At 59.1% G+C, this 16,583-nt stretch carries 14 protein-coding genes and 1 pseudogene; 4 read left to right on the plus strand and 11 right to left on the minus strand.

The genetic code is table 11. The features are described from left to right. Positions 1-2: 2 nt before the first annotated feature. The 3 genes and pseudogenes from BI292_RS06570 to BI292_RS06580 form a co-directional block, all read right to left on the minus strand. Entirely contained in the window at positions 3-1,505 is a 1,503-nt protein-coding gene (locus tag BI292_RS06570; protein WP_101207376.1) for an ATPase domain-containing protein, read from the minus strand. Positions 1,506-1,670: 165 nt separating this feature from the next. Beyond that, positions 1,671-2,726 (minus strand): lipopolysaccharide assembly protein LapB, encoded by a 1,056-nt coding sequence (locus BI292_RS06575; RefSeq protein WP_101207377.1) that lies wholly within the window; start codon positions 2,724-2,726, stop codon positions 1,671-1,673. 92 nt (positions 2,727-2,818) lie between these two features. Next, positions 2,819-3,178 (minus strand): annotated as a pseudogene (locus tag BI292_RS06580) (bestrophin family ion channel); the annotation flags it as partial. A gap of 217 nt (positions 3,179-3,395) precedes the next feature. On the opposite strand from BI292_RS06580, the gene BI292_RS06585 reads away from it, so the two are divergent. From BI292_RS06585 to BI292_RS06595, 3 genes are read left to right on the plus strand one after another with little or no spacing between them, the layout of a single operon-like run. Beyond that, entirely contained in the window at positions 3,396-5,531 is a 2,136-nt protein-coding gene (locus BI292_RS06585) for an FUSC family protein (protein ID WP_101207378.1), read from the plus strand. Beyond that, the gene (locus BI292_RS06590; RefSeq protein WP_092281020.1) at positions 5,521-5,721 is read left to right on the plus strand and encodes a DUF1656 domain-containing protein; all 201 of its coding nucleotides are present in this window, start codon (positions 5,521-5,523) and stop codon (positions 5,719-5,721) included. The genes BI292_RS06585 and BI292_RS06590 overlap by 11 nt, the downstream gene beginning before the upstream one ends. 4 nt (positions 5,722-5,725) lie before the next feature. After that, positions 5,726-6,691 (plus strand): HlyD family secretion protein, encoded by a 966-nt coding sequence (locus BI292_RS06595; RefSeq protein WP_101207379.1) that lies wholly within the window; start codon positions 5,726-5,728, stop codon positions 6,689-6,691. 280 nt (positions 6,692-6,971) lie between these two features. Here BI292_RS06595 and BI292_RS06600 read toward each other — a convergent pair whose 3' ends face one another. From BI292_RS06600 to BI292_RS06640, 8 genes are all read right to left on the minus strand, one after another. Beyond that, positions 6,972-8,393, minus strand: coding sequence for an efflux transporter outer membrane subunit (locus BI292_RS06600; RefSeq protein ID WP_092281024.1), 1,422 nt, complete (start codon positions 8,391-8,393; stop codon positions 6,972-6,974). Further along, positions 8,390-11,581, minus strand: a complete 3,192-nt coding sequence (locus BI292_RS06605; protein WP_092281026.1) for an efflux RND transporter permease subunit — start codon at positions 11,579-11,581, stop codon at positions 8,390-8,392. The genes BI292_RS06600 and BI292_RS06605 overlap by 4 nt, the downstream gene beginning before the upstream one ends. Before the next feature lie 15 nt (positions 11,582-11,596). Beyond that, entirely contained in the window at positions 11,597-12,850 is a 1,254-nt protein-coding gene (mexE, locus tag BI292_RS06610; RefSeq protein ID WP_101207380.1) for a multidrug efflux RND transporter periplasmic adaptor subunit MexE, read from the minus strand. A gap of 275 nt (positions 12,851-13,125) precedes the next feature. Then, entirely contained in the window at positions 13,126-13,578 is a 453-nt protein-coding gene (locus BI292_RS06615; RefSeq protein WP_101207381.1) for a DUF805 domain-containing protein, read from the minus strand. Positions 13,579-13,593: 15 nt separating this feature from the next. Further along, positions 13,594-13,944: a DUF4190 domain-containing protein gene (locus tag BI292_RS06620; protein ID WP_092281032.1), complete on the minus strand. Its 351-nt coding sequence runs from the start codon at positions 13,942-13,944 to the stop codon at positions 13,594-13,596. A 327-nt stretch (positions 13,945-14,271) separates the two neighbouring features. Beyond that, the gene (locus tag BI292_RS06630; RefSeq protein ID WP_101207382.1) at positions 14,272-14,886 is read right to left on the minus strand and encodes a nitroreductase family protein; all 615 of its coding nucleotides are present in this window, start codon (positions 14,884-14,886) and stop codon (positions 14,272-14,274) included. Positions 14,887-14,955: 69 nt separating this feature from the next. Continuing rightward, positions 14,956-15,309, minus strand: a complete 354-nt coding sequence (locus BI292_RS06635) for a putative quinol monooxygenase (RefSeq protein ID WP_178076536.1) — start codon at positions 15,307-15,309, stop codon at positions 14,956-14,958. Between the two features lie 10 nt (positions 15,310-15,319). Beyond that, positions 15,320-15,514, minus strand: a complete 195-nt coding sequence (locus tag BI292_RS06640) for a 4-oxalocrotonate tautomerase family protein (protein WP_178076537.1) — start codon at positions 15,512-15,514, stop codon at positions 15,320-15,322. 121 nt (positions 15,515-15,635) lie between these two features. Between BI292_RS06640 and BI292_RS06645 the strand changes: the two genes are divergently transcribed. Then, on the plus strand, positions 15,636-16,538 hold the full coding sequence (locus tag BI292_RS06645; protein WP_101207385.1) for a LysR family transcriptional regulator: 903 nt from the start codon (positions 15,636-15,638) through the stop codon (positions 16,536-16,538). Positions 16,539-16,583: the final 45 nt, after the last annotated feature.

Raw genomic sequence — 16,583 nt, forward strand, 5'->3', positions numbered from 1 at the left:
CGTCACAGGTTGTCGTCCGCAAGCAACGGTTTGTTCGCGCCCATGTAGGTCGGTACGCCGCGCAATACGCCCTGGAAGGCGTCAAGCGGTTCGCCGATGGTCATGCCTTTGCCGCTGATCTGATATTCGCGGATGGTTGATTCGTGGCTGCCGGTACGTTTCTTGATGATCGAAATCGCCCGGCGCACTTTGCCCAAAGCCTCGAAATAACGCAGCAGAATCACCGTGTCGGCCAGGTACGTGATGTCGACCGGTGCCTGCATGTCGCCGACCAGACCGTGCTGCGCAACGGTCATGAATGTCGCGGCGCCTTTGCGGTTGAGGTACAGCAACAGTTCGTGCATGTGCAGGACCAGCGCGTTCTCTTCCGGCATCGCCGCTTGATAGCCGTTGATGCTGTCGATCACCACAGTCTTGATGTCGAGCTGATCGACGCAGCGACGTACCCGGTGCGAAAACTCGCCGGGCGATAATTCGGCAGCGTCGACTTGTTCAATCAGCAAGTTGCCAGTGTTTTGCAGCGCCAGCAGGTCGATGCCCATGTTGTTCATGCGCTCGAACAGCAAGCCCAATTCTTCATCGAAGATAAACAACGCGGCTTTTTCACCACGGGCCACGGCAGCGGCGGCGAAGATCATCGAGATCAGCGATTTACCGGTACCGGCAGGGCCGAGGATCAGCGTGCTGGAGCCGGTTTCGATACCGCCGCCCAGCAACGCGTCCATTTCCCTGATGCCGCTGGACATCTGGGTGCGCATGTATTTGCCACGATGCTCGGCCGCCACCAGGCGCGGGAACACGTGGACGCCGTCGCCCATGATGGTGAAGTCGTGGAAACCGCCGCGGTATTTCTGGCCGCGATATTTGACGATGCGGATCCGCCGGCGTTCAGCGCCGTAGTTTGGCGTCAACTCTTCCAGGCGCACCACGCCGTGCGCAACGCTGTGCACGGTTTTGTCGAGGGATTCGGTGGTCAAGTCATCAAGCAGCAGGACGGTGGCGTCGTAGCGCACAAAGTAATGCTTGATGGCGAGGATCTGCCGGCGATAGCGCAACGAGCTTTGCGCCAGCAAGCGAATTTCAGAAAGGCTGTCGAGGACCACGCGGGTGGGTTTGACCCGTTCGACCACTTCGAAAATCTGCTTGGTGGCTTCACCCAGCTCAAGGTCCGAGGAATACAGCAGGCTTTGCTGGTGCTCGGCGTTGAGTAGGCTTTCGGGTGGGGTCAACTCGAATATGTGGATGTTCTCATCCAGTTCCCAACCGTGCGACAACGCGCCTTGGCGTAGTTCGCGTTCGGTCTCAGACAAGGTGATATACAACGAGCGCTCGCCGGCGCGGGATCCGGCAAGGAGAAAATGCAATGCGACGGTGGTTTTGCCGGTTCCGGGCTCTCCCTCCAGCAAAAATACGTGTCCGCGTGACAATCCACCGGCCAGGATGTCATCCAGACCTTCAATGCCGGTGGCGGCTTTTGCACTGAACAACTCGTTAGATGTTGACAAAAAATGCCCTCTCATGACTAGGGGAAGCGAGGCAGCAGGCCTGAAGTGCCTGAATTGACTGCCTGATCACTTGACCTTTTGCCGGGACGACGGTTCAACCTTTTTTCATCCGAGCCATCGAATTGCCATTGACGGCAATCTCTTACATCTTTAGCTCTCTTACTTTTACAGGCCTTGTTGCAGCGCCGGATCGTCCGGGTTGAGCTGCTCGAGTTGCGCCAACAGAATCTGCACGTTCTGCAACTGGCCGCTTTCCTTCCAATAGTTGATCAACAACACCCGCGCCTTGCGGTCGGCAGGGTGACGCTGGACGATTTCCTGAAGCTGTTTCTGCGCCGCTTCCAACTCGTCTTCGCCGTGCAACGTAGTCGCCAGGTCATAGCGATAATCCTTGTTGTCCGGCTCCAGCTCGACTGCTTTGGAGAGCCCGAGCACGGCAAATTCGCTTTGCCCGTGATGCAGCAACCAGAGCCCGAGCGCGTGTTGCAGATAGGCGGAATCAGGCTGCGCTTGCAGTTGCCTGGCGAGTAATTGGCGGGCGGCATCGCTCTGGCCTTGCTTGTCCAACACTTCGATTTGCATCACCAGCGCCGGCAAATTGCCCCCATCGAGCTGCAACGTGCGCTCCAACGCCTGTTGCGCCTCTTTCAATTCGGCGTTGTGCAGGTGCAAGCGGGCCAATTGGTAGTGGGTATTGGCGCTTTCAGGTTGGCTTTTGAGCTCGCGCTCCCAAGCATCGATTGCTTGCTGCAACGGCCCGAAATACAAACCGAGGTCATCCGGGGACAAACCCAGCAGCGCGTTGACGGCTGCCAGGCGCACGGTTTGATCATCGTCATCGAGCAGCGGCCCCAGCAACAAACTGCGTTGCCGACTAGGCACCAGCCCGACGACACTTTTGATCGCGGCAACGCGCACGTCCGCCGACTCGTTTTGCAGATCGGCGTCCGCCAGTTTCAGCGCTTGCGGGCTCGGGTAGTTCGGCAGTTCGACCAACAGCCAGATCCGCCGTTTGGCCGACAGGTCCGGCCGGTTCAGTTGCTGATACAGCACCCGCGCCGCGCCCGGTTGGCCGGTACGCGCCTGGGTCAGCGCTTCGCTGTAACCGTGTTTGATCGCGGCCGGCAAGGTCGGCACGGTGCTGCGCTGGAAAAACCAGATGAGCAAAATGGCAAACAGCACGCAGAGGCTGATGATCAGATAGCGGCGGGACTTGGGCATGCAGGAATCCGGGGGCTGACGAGTTTTTGCAAAAGACGTCAGCTTCGGTCAGGCGCGGCGTCGAGTCAAACCCTGGCTCAGTTAAGGACGAATTGAACCTGGCTCAAGCTGACCAGTCGCGATTCCAGTTGGGTGTAGCGCCAGTCGCTGATGCGGCACAGCTCGGCGAGTTCCGAGCAGCGCGCGCCGATCCGTTGCAGCAGCGCGTCGGGGATGTTCGGGTGCTGAGCATCAATCGTGCGGAAACTCGTGAAGATCGACAGTGACAAACCCAACAGGGTGAACGGCGTGGCGTTGACCTTGGAGAAATACGCCGGGTGCCAGGTTTCGACCAGCACGATCACCGAGGCGAGCAATGTCACCAACAGGCTGCGCAAGGCAATGCGCTTGGCGATTGAACCCTTGAGGGAAAACAGGATGCCGATCAGGTTCGGCTTGGGACGTACGATCATTGGGCGGGGATACCAAGTGAAGCTCGCGCAGCGGTTCAAGCCTAGGAGTGCGGCGAGTTCCTGTCCAATCGCTATGGCTGACGGGTCAATCGAGCGGATCTATCGAGAAGGTATGACTGATCAGCGAATTTGCCTACAATCGCCGTCGAATTTGTAACCTGTCCAGGTCCGGAAGCAGTGACTACGCTTGCTGGAGATGACTCAAAGAGCGGCGCCCATGCAACCCTTTCTGCAATATTTCAAGATGCTGCTCAATCCTGGCCAAGGGGGATTGCTGTTTGCCTTGAGAACCATCATCGCTGCGCTGTTGACCTTGTACCTGGCGTTCCTCTTCGATCTTGACCAGCCGAAATGGTCGATCATGGCGGTGGTAATCGTCAGCCAGCCATTGGGCGGCATGGCGTTGGCGCGCAGTTTTGGTCAGGTCATCGGCACCACGATGGGCGCGGTGGTCGCGGTGATCATCATGGCAATTTTTCCGCAGGCGCCGGTGCCGTTCATTATTACCTTGGCGTTGTGGCTGGCGCTGTGCACCGCTGGCGGCACCTTGTTGCGCTACACCAGTTCCCAGGCGTTTGTGCTAAGCGGCTACACCGCAGTAGTGGTGGGGCTGTTGGCGGTGCCCGATCAGGACGGCACTTTTCTGTTGGCCGTCACCCGCGTCACCGAAACCCTGTTGGCGGTCGCGTGCGTGTGTGTGGTCAGCCTGCTGACTGCACGCCCGGAAACCGTGGCGCGCAATTACTTCGCCAAGGTCGATCAGGTCATCAAGCTCCTCGCGACCCACGCCGCCGCAGTGATTCGCACCGAAGAAAGCGAAGCCGATTTCCATCGTCGGCAGATGCAGTTACTCGGCGAGATCAGCGCGCTTGAAGGCCTGCGCCGACATTTGTACTTCGACGCGCCGCGTTTGCGCAGCGCCAACGGCCTGGTGCAATTGCTCGGCAATCAATTGGTGTTGCTGACTTCACGGTTGACCGCGCTGCGCCATCAACGCGAGCTGCTGGCCGAGCGCTGGCAGGGCGATTTGCCGGAAGAGATTGAACTGCTGCGCGCCGAAGAATTGATCTTTCTGGACGAGTTGGCCACTCAGGGCCGCTCGTTATCGCCCGAATCCCGTAAGCGCTTTGTAGCGTTGCAGCGGCGCTTCGATAACCAAGCCTATAAAGCCGAGCAACTCACTGAAACCATGTCCGCGACGTTGCGCTCGCTGGTTTGGGCGTTGCGCTGGGAACAGGCGCGGCTGCTGCAGCAACTGGAACAGATCCTCGAACTGAGTGACGCGATTCAGGACGGACGTGAAGCAAGTTGCGTGTTTCGCGGCCAGGAAAACCCGCTGCACCTGGACTTCACACTGGCAACGATGAACGCCGTTCGCGCCTTCACCGCGCTGGTGGTCGCCGGGCTGATCTGGATCGAAACCGGCTGGGACGGCGCGCGGGGCGGGATGATTCTGGTGGGCATTCTTTGCTCGCTGATGGCGACGTTCCCGCGCCCATTGCTGGCCGCACAAAGTTACGCGCGGGGTCTGGCGCTGGCGCTGGTCGCTTCGGCGTTTTATTTGTTCATGCTGGTGCCGATGGTCAGTGACTTCGAGCTGTTGGCATTGCTGCTGGTGCCGTTGCTGTATGCGGTCGCGATAGGCCTGACCACCCCAGCCACCACCGGCACAGGGATCGGCCTCGGATTGTCGACGTTCCTGTTGCTGGGGCCGCAGAACACCGGCATCGGCCAGAACACCGCGATTCAGTGGTTCGAGTTTGCCGGCGCCTATATCAGCGCGACCGTGCTGGCCTTGAGCGTCTACGCGTTGATCTTCCCGTTCCGCCCGGTGTTGCGCATGCGCCGCTTGTTCAACGAGAACTGCGAGCAAGTGCACGCCTTGCTGAAAACGGCGCCCACGGATGAACAGCAATTCGCCTTCGAAAGTCGCATGGTCGATCGTCTGACTATGATGCTCGGGCTGCTGCCGGCGATTGAAGATCGTCAATCCAGAGAACTGTTCGAGGTCGGGCTCGGTTGCATGGCGCTGGGCGTAGCGCTGAATCAGCTTCGGCAACAGGGTCAGGACAACAGCTTGCTCAGTAATGACCAGCAAAACCGCTTGCTCTCTGCGGTGCGCGAAACCGGAAGATTGATTGCCAGGCGAACCGGTATCGACGTCGAGCAATTGCTCTCGCGCTTGCGCACCTTGGGCGATGAACTGGATGACCTGCACCTGGATGTGCACGAACACTTGTGGTCAGTGTTCCGTATGCGTGTATCGCTTTTGATCGTGGTGGCGTTCCTGCAGCGTTATCGCGACTACTTTGAAACTGCCGACCCTGAAGGAGTACCGGCTCTTGCCCATTGATCTGGAAATTGGCGGCGTCTATATCCCGCCGATCGCCCAGGCCCTGCTGTTGGCCTTGCCGATTTTTTTGCTGCTGGACTGGATACTCAGGCGCTTGGGCGTGCTGCGTTTTGTCTGGCATGAAGCGCTGTTCGAAGGCGCGTTGTACGCCTGCGTGTGCGCCTCGTTGATTCTGGTTATGGGAGCTTGAAACCTTGAAGAAATACCTTCCCCGACTCGCGACGCTTTTGCTGGTGTTGCTGGCGTTCATTCTTGGCTGGTTCGCCTGGGAGCATTACACCCGCGCGCCGTGGACCCGCGATGCCCGGGTGCGCGCGGACGTGGTGACGTTGTCGGCGGATGTCGCCGGGCGCATCGTCAACCTTGCCGTGCGCGACAACCAACATGTGCAGAAAGGCCAGTTGTTGCTGGAAATCGATCCGGCCAGTTACCGATTGGCGGTGGAGCGGGCGAAACGCGTGGTGGAAGTCTCGAAAGCCACGCTGGGGCAATCCCAGGCTTCTATCGTCTCCAGCGAAGCGACACTCAAGCAGCGGCAAAGCGAAGAAAAACGCCGGCGCACGCTCAAGCAAGGTTTCGCGATCTCGGGTGAAGAGTGGGAAAAATCCAGCACTGAAGTGGCGGTGGCTCAGGCTGAGTTGTTGCGCAATCAGGCCAATCTCGGGCTGGCGCAGGCCAACGTACAAGAGGCGATTGCCGCTTTAGCGCAAGCGGAACTGGACCTGCAGCGAACCCGTGTCGAAGCGCCGGTCAGTGGTTATGTCACCAATCTGTTGACCCGCGAAGGCGATTACGCCACGGCGGGCGGCGCGCTGTTGGCGCTGGTGGACAGCGACAGCTTCTACGTCAGCGGCTACTTCGAAGAAACCAAGTTGCCGCGAATCGAGGAGGGCGACCGGGTACACATCGAGTTGATGAGCGGCGAACGTTTCGGCGGCACCGTGCAAAGCATCGCGTTCGCCATCAGCGACCGCGAAAACGCCCCCGGCGGGCGCTTGCTGGCCAACATCAATCCGAGCTACACCTGGGTCAAACTGGCGCAACGAGTGCCGGTGCGGATCCAGATTGACGCGGATTACGCCGCGAAAAACCGCCTGCGAGCCGGGACCACAGCGACGGTGACAGTCCAGGAAAACCGCAATCGCGATGAACACCGCTAACCCCGCTTGATGCGCGCTTTGGTGGCGAGGGGGCTCGCCCCCGTTGGGGCGGCGAAGCGCCCCAAAACCTGCAATCGAGTTCTGTCAGGCATACCGCGTGCACTGATTGACGACTGCTGCGCAGTCGGACGGGGGCAAGCCCCCTCGCCACAGGGTGTCTCTTACAGGGAGACAGGTATTGCGTTTCCAGCAGGCAAAAAAAAGCCCCGCGACCGAATGATACGCGGGGCCAAAAAGTTGGTTGGTTGCGGCCAACCAAAGGAGCTCTTTAAAAAACCAATTACTTGCTGGCGATCGTCTCCGGCTGCCAGCCGCCACCGAGCGCTTTGTAGATCGCGACAATGCCGCGATACAAATCGACTTCGGCCTGCGCCTGAGAATCCTCTGCGGCCAGACGTTCACGCTGAGCGTCGAGCAGCACGAGGAAGTCCGCCGTGCCTTCGCGATAGCGAATCTGTGCCAGGTCGGCAGCGGCGCGGCTGGACTCGCTCTGACGGATCAGCGAAATCAGCCGTTGCTGGCGTTTGCCGTAATCGCTGAAGGCGTTTTCCGATTCTTCCAGCGCCAGCAGCACTTGCTGCTCGTAGGTCGCCAAGGCGCCTTCGGCATCCGCGTCGGCCCCGCGCAAACGGGCGCGCACGCTGCCGAGGTCAAACGCTGCCCACGTGATGCTTGGGCCTAGCGCCCAGGCATTGGCGGCCGAAGAGCCGATCTGCGAACCGCGCCCGGCGGTGAATCCAAGGAAGCCGCTGAGGCTGACCCGTGGGAACAGATCAGCCTTGGCCACGCCGATACGGGCGGTGGCGGAAGCCAATTGGCGTTCGGCGCTGAGGATATCCGGGCGCCGTTGCAGCAGCTCACCCGGATCGCCGATCGGCAGAGCCTTGGCAATCGCCGGCAAATCTTTCGGGCTCAGGTCGACGCTGAGCTTGTCCGGCCGTTCACCCAGCAGGGTGGCGATGCGGTTTTTCTGCCGAACCTGTTCAGCCTGCAATTGCGGCACGCTGGCTTCGACGGAGGCCAGACGAGCATCGGCGCGGACCACGTCGAGCTGATCGCCGACGCCGGCATCACGCAGGCTGACGGTGATCTTGCTCGATTCCTGCTGGTTGTTCAGGTTGGCCAGGGCGATTTTTTCGCGCAGTTGCGCACCGCGCAGTTGACCGTAGGCGTCCACCAGTTCGGCGATCATGCTGACTTGCAGTTGATACAGGTCAGCCTCGGCCGCTTGTTGCTCGGCTTCGCTGGATTCCAGATTGCGCTGGATGCGCCCGAACAGGTCCAGTTCCCACGCCATGTCGAGGCCCAGGTCGTAGCGTTCGCTATTGACCCGTTTGGTCGTTTGGCCAGGGATTTGCCCCTTGCCCAAATCACTGCTGGCACGGCTGGTGATGGTTGGCATCGCGTCGTTGCTGGCGTCATCACGAATCGCTCGTGCGGCTTTCCAGCGAGCGAAAGCCACACGCAGATCACGGTTGCCTTGCAGCGATTGCATGACCAACTGGTTCAGCGTCGGGTCTTCAAACTGCTGCCACCAGATGCCTTCGAAACGCGAGCGGTCATAGTTCTTCTGACCGCTGGCGCCATCGGTGGCGGCCGTGATGTTGGCCGGCTCCGTGGCTGGGGTTTTATAGTCCGGGCCGACGGCACAGGCGCTCAGCGCCAGTACCAGCAAGCTCGGCAGGAAGACTTTCAGGCTCATTGATGCGACTCCAGTGGCTTTTCAAGTGTCAGCGCCTTGGCCGCTTTGCGCGCTTCGCTGCGCTCGACAAAGTTGCGAATCAGTACGTAGAACACTGGCGTCAGCAACAGCCCGAAGAAGGTCACCCCGAGCATCCCGGAGAACACCGCCACACCCATGGCGTGACGCATTTCGGCACCGGCACCGCTGGAAAGGACCAGTGGCACAACACCCATGATGAACGCGAAGGAAGTCATCAGAATTGGCCGCAGACGCAAGCGGCACGCTTCCAGCACCGCAGCGAGCGGGCCGAGTCCTTCTTCCTGTTTATCCTTGGCAAACTCGACGATCAGAATCGCGTTCTTACAGGCAAGTCCGACCAGTACGATCAAGCCGATCTGGGTAAAGATGTTGTTGTCGCCGCCCGAGGCAATCACCCCGACAATCGCCGAAAGCAAGGTCATCGGCACGATCAGGATCACCGCCAGTGGCAGGCTCCAGCTCTCGTACTGCGCCGCGAGTACCAGGAACGCCAGCAATACGCAGAGCGGAAACACGAACAACGCGGTGTTGCCGGACAGAATCTGCTGGTAGGTCAGGTCGGTCCATTCGTAAGTCATGCCGTTCGGAAGTTCTTCCTTGAGCAGTTTCTCGATGGCTTTTTCCGCTTGGCCCGAGCTGTAGCCTGGCGCCGCTGCACCGTTGATTTCAGCGGTGATAAAGCCGTTGTAGTGCATCACGCGGTCCGGGCCCGAGGTGTCGCTGACCTTGATGAAGGTCGCCAGCGGGATCATCTCGCCTTTGTTGTTACGCACTTTCAGTTGACCGATCTGGTCCGGCTCGAGACGGAACTGCTGCTCAGCCTGAACGTTGACCTGATAAGTGCGACCGAAACGGTTGAAGTCGTTGGCATACAGCGAACCCAGGTAGATCTGCAGGGTGTCGAAGATGTCGCTGACCGCCACGCCGTGAGTCTTGGCTTTTTCCCGGTCGATAGCCGCATCGACCTGCGGCACGTTCACGGTGTAACTGGTGAACAGCGCGGCCAGTTCCGGCACGTTATGGCTCTTGTTGATGATGTTCATGGTTTCTTTGTACAGCTCGTCGTAGCCCAGGTTGCCCCGATCCTCGATCTGCAGACGGAAACCACCAATGGTGCCCAGGCCTTGTACCGGCGGCGGCGGGAAGATCGCCATGTAGGCTTCTTCGATGCCGGCGAATTTGCCGTTCAAAGCTCCGGCAATCGCACCGGCCGACATGCTGGCGTCTTTACGTTCGTCGAATGGCTTGAGTGTCACAAACACGATGCCGGCGTTCGGACTGTTGGTGAAACCGTTGATCGACAGGCCCGGGAAAGCCACCGCACTTTCCACACCCGGCTGCTTCAGCGCGAGGTCGGACATGCGTTTGATCACGCTTTCGGTACGGTCAAGGCTCGAGGCGTCCGGCAACTGCGCGAAAGCCACCAGGTATTGCTTGTCCTGGCCAGGTACAAAACCGGTCGGCGTGTTGGCGAAACCGAAGAAGGTCAGCACCATCAGCCCGGCATAAACGATCAGGGCGATACCGCTGCTGCGGATGACCCGAGCAACCGTGCCGACATATCCATGACTGGCCTTTTCGAAGAAGCGGTTGAACGGACGGAACAACCAGCCACCGAAGAGCTTGTCCAGCACCTTGGAGAAACGGTCTTTCGGCGCGTCGTGGCTTTTCAGCAACACAGCGGCCAGCGCTGGCGACAGGGTCAGCGAGTTGAACGCCGAGATCACCGTCGAAATCGCAATGGTCAACGCAAACTGTTTATAGAACTGCCCGGTCAACCCGGAGATGAACGCCGCCGGGATAAACACCGCACACAGCACCAGTGCCGTGGCGACAATCGGGCCGGTTACTTCACGCATCGCCCGTTTGGTCGCTTCGACCGGGGTGAGTCCGAGTTCGATGTTTCGCTCGACGTTCTCCACTACCACGATGGCGTCGTCGACCACGATACCGATAGCCAGCACTAATCCGAACAATGACAGGGCGTTCAGCGAGAAGCCGAACAGGTGCATCACCGCAAATGTACCGATCAACGAAACCGGGACCGCCACCAATGGAATGATCGAGGCGCGCCAGGTTTGCAGGAACAGGATGACGACCAGAACCACCAGAATCAGTGCTTCGAACAGCGTGTGAACCACTGCCTCGATGGAGCCGCGCACGAAGATCGTCGGGTCATAGACGATGCTGAAGTCCATGCCTTGCGGGAAGTTCTTCTTCAGCTCGGCCATTTTCTCCCGCACGTCGTTAGAGATCTGGATCGCGTTGGAGCCCGGCCGCTGGAAGATCGGGATCGCCACCGCCGGTTGGTTGTTCAGCAACGAACGCAGGGCGTATTGGCTGGAGCCGAGTTCGACCCGTGCAATGTCTTTCAGGCGAGTGATTTCACCGTCGTCGCCGGAGCGAATGATGATGTTTTCAAACTCTTCCTCGGAGACCAGACGCCCCTGAGTGTTGACCGACAATTGGAAACTGGTGGCGTTTGGCGCAGGCGGCGCGCCCAGGGCACCGGCAGCAACCTGACGGTTCTGCTCACGAATCGCGGTCACCACATCGGTCGCGGTCAGGTTACGCGAGGCGGTTTTGTTCGGATCGAGCCAGACCCGCAGCGAGTAATCGCCCATGCCGAACAACTGCACATCACCGACACCGCCGAGACGCGCCAACTCATCCTTGATGTTCAGCAAGGCATAGTTGGACAGGTAGAGCATGTCGTAGCGCTGATCCGGCGAGGTCAAGTGGACCACCATGGTCAGGTCCGGAGAAGCCTTGTCCACGGTGATACCGATGCGTGTCACTTCTTCGGGAAGTTTCGGCTCGGTGCGGGTTACGCGGTTCTGCACTTGCACCTGCGCGTTGTCCAGGTCAGTGCCCAGCGCGAAAGTGATAGTCAGGGTGATTTTGCCGTCGGCGGTCGACTGCGAGGACATGTACAGCATGTTCTCGACGCCGGTAATGGCTTGCTCCAGCGGAGCGGCCACGGTTTCGCCGATGACTTTAGGGTTGGCACCCGGGAAGTTGGCGCGGACCACAACGGTCGGCGGCACCACTTCCGGGTATTCGCTGATCGGCAACTGGAACAGCGAGATGGCACCGGCGATCAGGATCAGCAGCGAAAGTACCGCTGCGAAGATCGGCCGGGAAATGAAGAATTGGGAAAAATTCATCGGAGTTGTCGTCCCTTAACCGCGTGGAGTCGCGGCAGCCACTTTCACAACCGAACCCGGCGCAACCTTGGCAGGTGCGACTTGGGGCAGGTTGCTGGCTTCCAGCGCTTGTCGTTGTTGAGCCAATGCGGCGAGGGTTTCCTTGGTGGCCATCGGGATCACTTCAGGCGTGACCGGCGACCCCGGGCGAACCCGCTGCAAACCCTTGACGATGACGGTGTCGTCCTTGTTCAGGCCGCTGCGCACGATGCGCAAGCCTTCGATCTTCGGACCCAGCTCGACCGAGCGGTAAACCGTCTTGTTGTCCGCATCCATCACCAGCACGAACTTCTTGCCGAGGTCGGTGCCGACCGCTTCGTCATTGATCAACACGGCGGAGTAGGTGCCGCTGCCAACCAGTTTCAGGCGCGCATAAAGGCCCGGGGTGTAGGCGCCATCGGTGTTGTCGAAGACCGCGCGACCGCGAATGGTGCCGGTTTTCGGATTGACCTGGTTGTCGACGAAGTTCATCACGCCTTGGTGCGGGTTGCCGTCTTCGTTGGACAGGCCGAGGTAAACCGGGGTGGTCGCGCCGCGTTTACCCTGACGGGCGAGTTGGGTGTATTTGAGGAATACACGCTCGTCGGCGTCGAAGTAGGCGTAGACCTTGTCGGTGGAAACGACGCTGGTCAGCGCGGTGGTGTCGGCGGTGACCAGGTTGCCGGCGGTGATTTCCGCACGGCTGACGCGACCGCTGATAGGCGAAGTGACGCGGGTGAAGCTGAGGTTCAGTTTGGCCAGATCCAGTTGCGCCTGCAGGGCGCCGACGGCAGCGCGGGCTTCTTGCGAAGCGCTGGTGCGCGAATCGGCCAGTTCCGCGGAAATCGCGTTGCTGGTGCGCAGGCGTTCACCGCGCTGGGCTTCGTTTTCGCTGCGATTGGCGTTGGCGCGGGCCTGAGCAACCAGTGCTTCGAGGCGGCGGACCTCGGCCTGGAACGGACGAGGGTCAATCTGGAACAGTACGTCACCTTTCTTGACCAGTGCGCCTTCAGTGAAGGCCACTTCATCGATCTGGCCGGAAACCCGTGGGCGGATTTCGACGGTTTCCGGTGCTTCGAGACGCCCGGTGAACTCGTCCCACTCGTTGACCGGTTGCTCCAGCACCTTGGCCACGCTGACCTTGGCAGCGGGTGGTGCGGCGGCAGTCTCAGGTGTCTTGCCGCAAGCGCTCATCGCCAGTACGGCCAATAAGGCCAACGGGAAGCGCAAATGTTTGAGTGACTGTTCCATGGATGCATCCGCCAATGTATTGAGATGGGCGGATGATGCTCGGCGATGTTGTATCGCACGAATCGAATGAGGCAAAGGTAACTATCATTCGGAATGATATAAGCGGGGCGAAAGCCCTCTAGCATGCGCCTTTCGTTAGGGTGCTATCAATTGGACTGATAGTAATAGTGTGTTGCTTGATGCGCAAAAGTAGAAGTATCTGATCAATCGGTCAACTGCACTGACAAAGAGACGGCCATTGCGGCCGTCTCGATCAGCGTCTCACGACACTAACTTCAGTTGATCCCTTTAGGGTTCGGACCGAAGCGGTTGACACCCGGCTGGCTGTCTTGCGCCAGGAACACGATGTTGACGATTGGCAACAAGATCCACCAGCCGCTGCGATCGGTGTCGTGCATGCGGCGGATAGCAGCTGCAAGACCCGGCAGGAACACTGCGAGGCTGTATATGTTCGAAAAGATACCCGGTGTCTGCAGCAATGCATCGAGAACGATGAACGCGATGGAGATGCCAAGGTTGATCAGAATGAACATCCAGTATTCGCGACGGCTTGCGCGGCCATTGAACACTGCATATTTTTTCAGCACTTCAATATAAGGGTTGCCTTGCGCACCGGCGTTCGGCGCGGTGAAAGCTTGCTTGCTCAGTTGCGGCGCGCCACATTGCGGACAGGCCGCCGCAGTGCTGTGAATTTCCTTGGCACAACCACTACAAAAAACCATGCTCATATTTTTTCCCTAAAATTAGTTTATCGATAGTCCAATGAAAGTTAGCGTCGCAATCGCCGACAAGATCACGCCGGCGATAGCGAGGTTATTTCCTGGTTTTTTCTGGTTGATGCTGATGATCCCGCAAATAAGTCCGGCGACGGAAAAGGTAGCCAGTCCGGTAGCGGTCTCGGTATCCCATGCGGAATCATCAAACAGGCAGAGTACGCAAAGCACGCCCAATATCAGCGAGACAATTGCCAGCCACGCAGAACCGCCAACACTAGTTGCCGCGGCGGCAAATGGTTGGATGGCTCCACATTGGGGACATGAAGGGGCGGTCTCGTGAATTTCCTTGGCGCATGCACGACAAAAAACCATTGTCATCGTTATCCTTAACTTCTAATGCTGAATACCCGCCCCATTGTCGGCGAAATTGAAAAAAGCTTTAGCATTATTTTTCAATTATTTTCCAGGGCGTGCGGTGGTCATCAGCGATTCAATTTCCTGGTCTCTGACAGACTTAGCTGGTCGCCAATAGCAACTAACTACTTGGCAAAATCGAGCATGGCAATGAAGTTGTCCAGCAACGGTGATTCGTTGTCGGTGTTCCAGCTCATGTAAAGACCGGTGGCCGGATTAGGGGAGGCGTTAACCGCAAACTTGGCGGAACAGCAAGGCCGGGCGTCGTGAATGGCGCCCAGCCCGGTACTCTCAGACGAACCGCAATACTTCACTCACGGCTTTGCGTGGCTTTTGCGGCCAGTTGGCCGAGCCCGGATAGCCGACGGTGATCAGCATCACCGGGATCTCACTGTCATTCAGCTCGAAAGCCGCTGCCACGGCGGCTTGGTCGAAACCGATCATCGGCGCGGAAACCAGCCCCTGGCCCTTGGCGGCAAGCATCAAAGTCATGGCGGCCAGCGAACCCGAGCGGATTGCCTCGTCGCGCTGCAACTGCGGGTTGTTGTGATACATGCCTTGCGCGGCGCCCAGCCACATGTCGTAGATCGACTGGTCGATGATGCCTGCCTCAAGGGTCGGCTTCAGCGCGGCGGGCAGGGTTTGATGCGGGTTAAGCGTGCCGCAGACAATAAAGGTCGCCGCCGAGTCGACGACTTTTTGCTGGCCGTACGCCAGTGGCAACAGGCGCGCCTTGGCGTCGGTGCTGCGAACGGCGATGAACTTCCAGTTTTGCAGGTTGAACGCGGACGGCGCGTGAGTGGCCAGATCTATCAGGTCGCTGATCTGTTGGTCGGTCAACTGACGCTCGGTGTCGTAGCTGTTGGCGGAAATGCGCGACTTGATAACTTCAGCAATACCAGACATTGGGATCTCTGCAGTAGGGAAAATGGACGCGGCTCGCGGGACATCGGCGAGCCTGTTTGAGTACTTGGCTCAGCGGCCGAAACCGTCGAACGGGGCCATGTACACCGCGCCGAACGGGTCGAGACGTTTGCGGATTTCAGCATCCGGCGTGCCGTAGACCACCAGGCTGGTGACCGTACACAGCTCAAGGAAGCGCTTGCCGAACGGCGCGAACGTAGTGTCGACGTGGCTGATCAGCGCATCGGCGTTGTAGCGTTCAAGAATGTGCACGACGCTGTTGTCAGCGTTGACGCTGTATTCGTAGACCAAAGTGCCCGGTTCAGTGCGGGTGGCGGCAACGATGTTGACGATCAACGCCTTGAACTCAGGGAAGTCTTCGGGTTTTACCGCCAGGGAAAACAGGCAGGAAATATAGGGATGCATGGAAGTTTCCTCAGCTTGCCGGGTCATCGCCGAACAACTTACCGGCGCCTGCCCAGTCCGACGGCGCCACGTCTTCGAAAATGACGTAGATATAGTTGGCGTCAGTTCCGGTGTGTTTGACGATGCTCTCAGTGATGTCTTTGGCAACTTCGGCTTTCTGCGCGTGCTCTTTACCTTCGAACCAGCTGACACGTATTACGGGCATGGAGTCATCCTCTTGAGCGTTGATTTGTTTGAGAGAAATCATCCTACTGTTGAATAACTTGGCGATAAACCGCCTGCAACTATAATCTGCGTAGACCTAAACTCTACAGTCGGCGTTTTTCATGGTTCCCATTGATTCGTTTCAGGGCGTTATTACTTTCGTAGTCGCGGCACGTTCCAGCAGTTTCACCGAAGCCGCCGAGCGCCTCGGTGTGTCGAAATCTGCCGTCGGCAAAGCAATCGCACGACTCGAAGAACGCCTGGGAACACAACTGTTCCACCGCACCACGCGGCGTATTTCCCTGACGGCAGACGGCGAGGCCTATTTTGTTGCTTGCTCCACCGCGCTGGAGGAAATCGGCGCGGCAGAAAGCGGGCTCGGCCCCGACGCCGGCGAACCTTCCGGGCGCCTGCGGGTAGACGTTCCGGTGGCGTTCGGCCGTCGCGTGGTGGCGCCGCTACTGTTTGAAATCGCCAATAAATACCCGGCGCTGCAACTGAACCTGACGTTCTCCGATCACTTGGTCGATCCTTTCGAAGAGGGCATCGACCTGCTTGTGCGCTTCGGCGAATTGCAGGATACCAGCGGCCTGGTCGCGCGGCGCCTGACCCGGCAGCGCTGGGCCATCTGCGCCGCACCGGATTATCTGGCGCGTTTTGGCGTGCCGCAGACTCTTGACGAATTGATCCTGCATCGATGCATTGTCGGGCATCGACGCGGGCAACCATTGTCATGGCGAGTGATGCAGGCGGGGCAAACGGTGCGCTATGCGCCGCCGTCGAGCCATCAGATCGGTGATGGCGAGGCAATGATCCTCGCCGCTGTGGCGGGCGTCGGTTTGTGCCAGATGCCGCGCAGTCTGTTTCAGCAGGATATCGACGCTGGCAGACTGGTGGAGGTGTTGCAGGCCCACGAACCGGAACCGGTGGATGTGCACGCGGTGTGGCCGAAAGTTTCGCACCTGCGGCCCAAGGTCCGGTATGTGGTGGACGAGCTGGTCAAGCTGTGCAAGGACTGGGAATAGGCCGACATTGCTGTCGGCAGACGCCTGCAAACGTTGAAAATGCGC

Origin of the sequence: Pseudomonas sp. 43NM1 (assembly GCF_002836905.1) — a bacterium.
Taxonomy (GTDB): Bacteria; Pseudomonadota; Gammaproteobacteria; order Pseudomonadales; family Pseudomonadaceae; genus Aquipseudomonas; species Aquipseudomonas prosekii.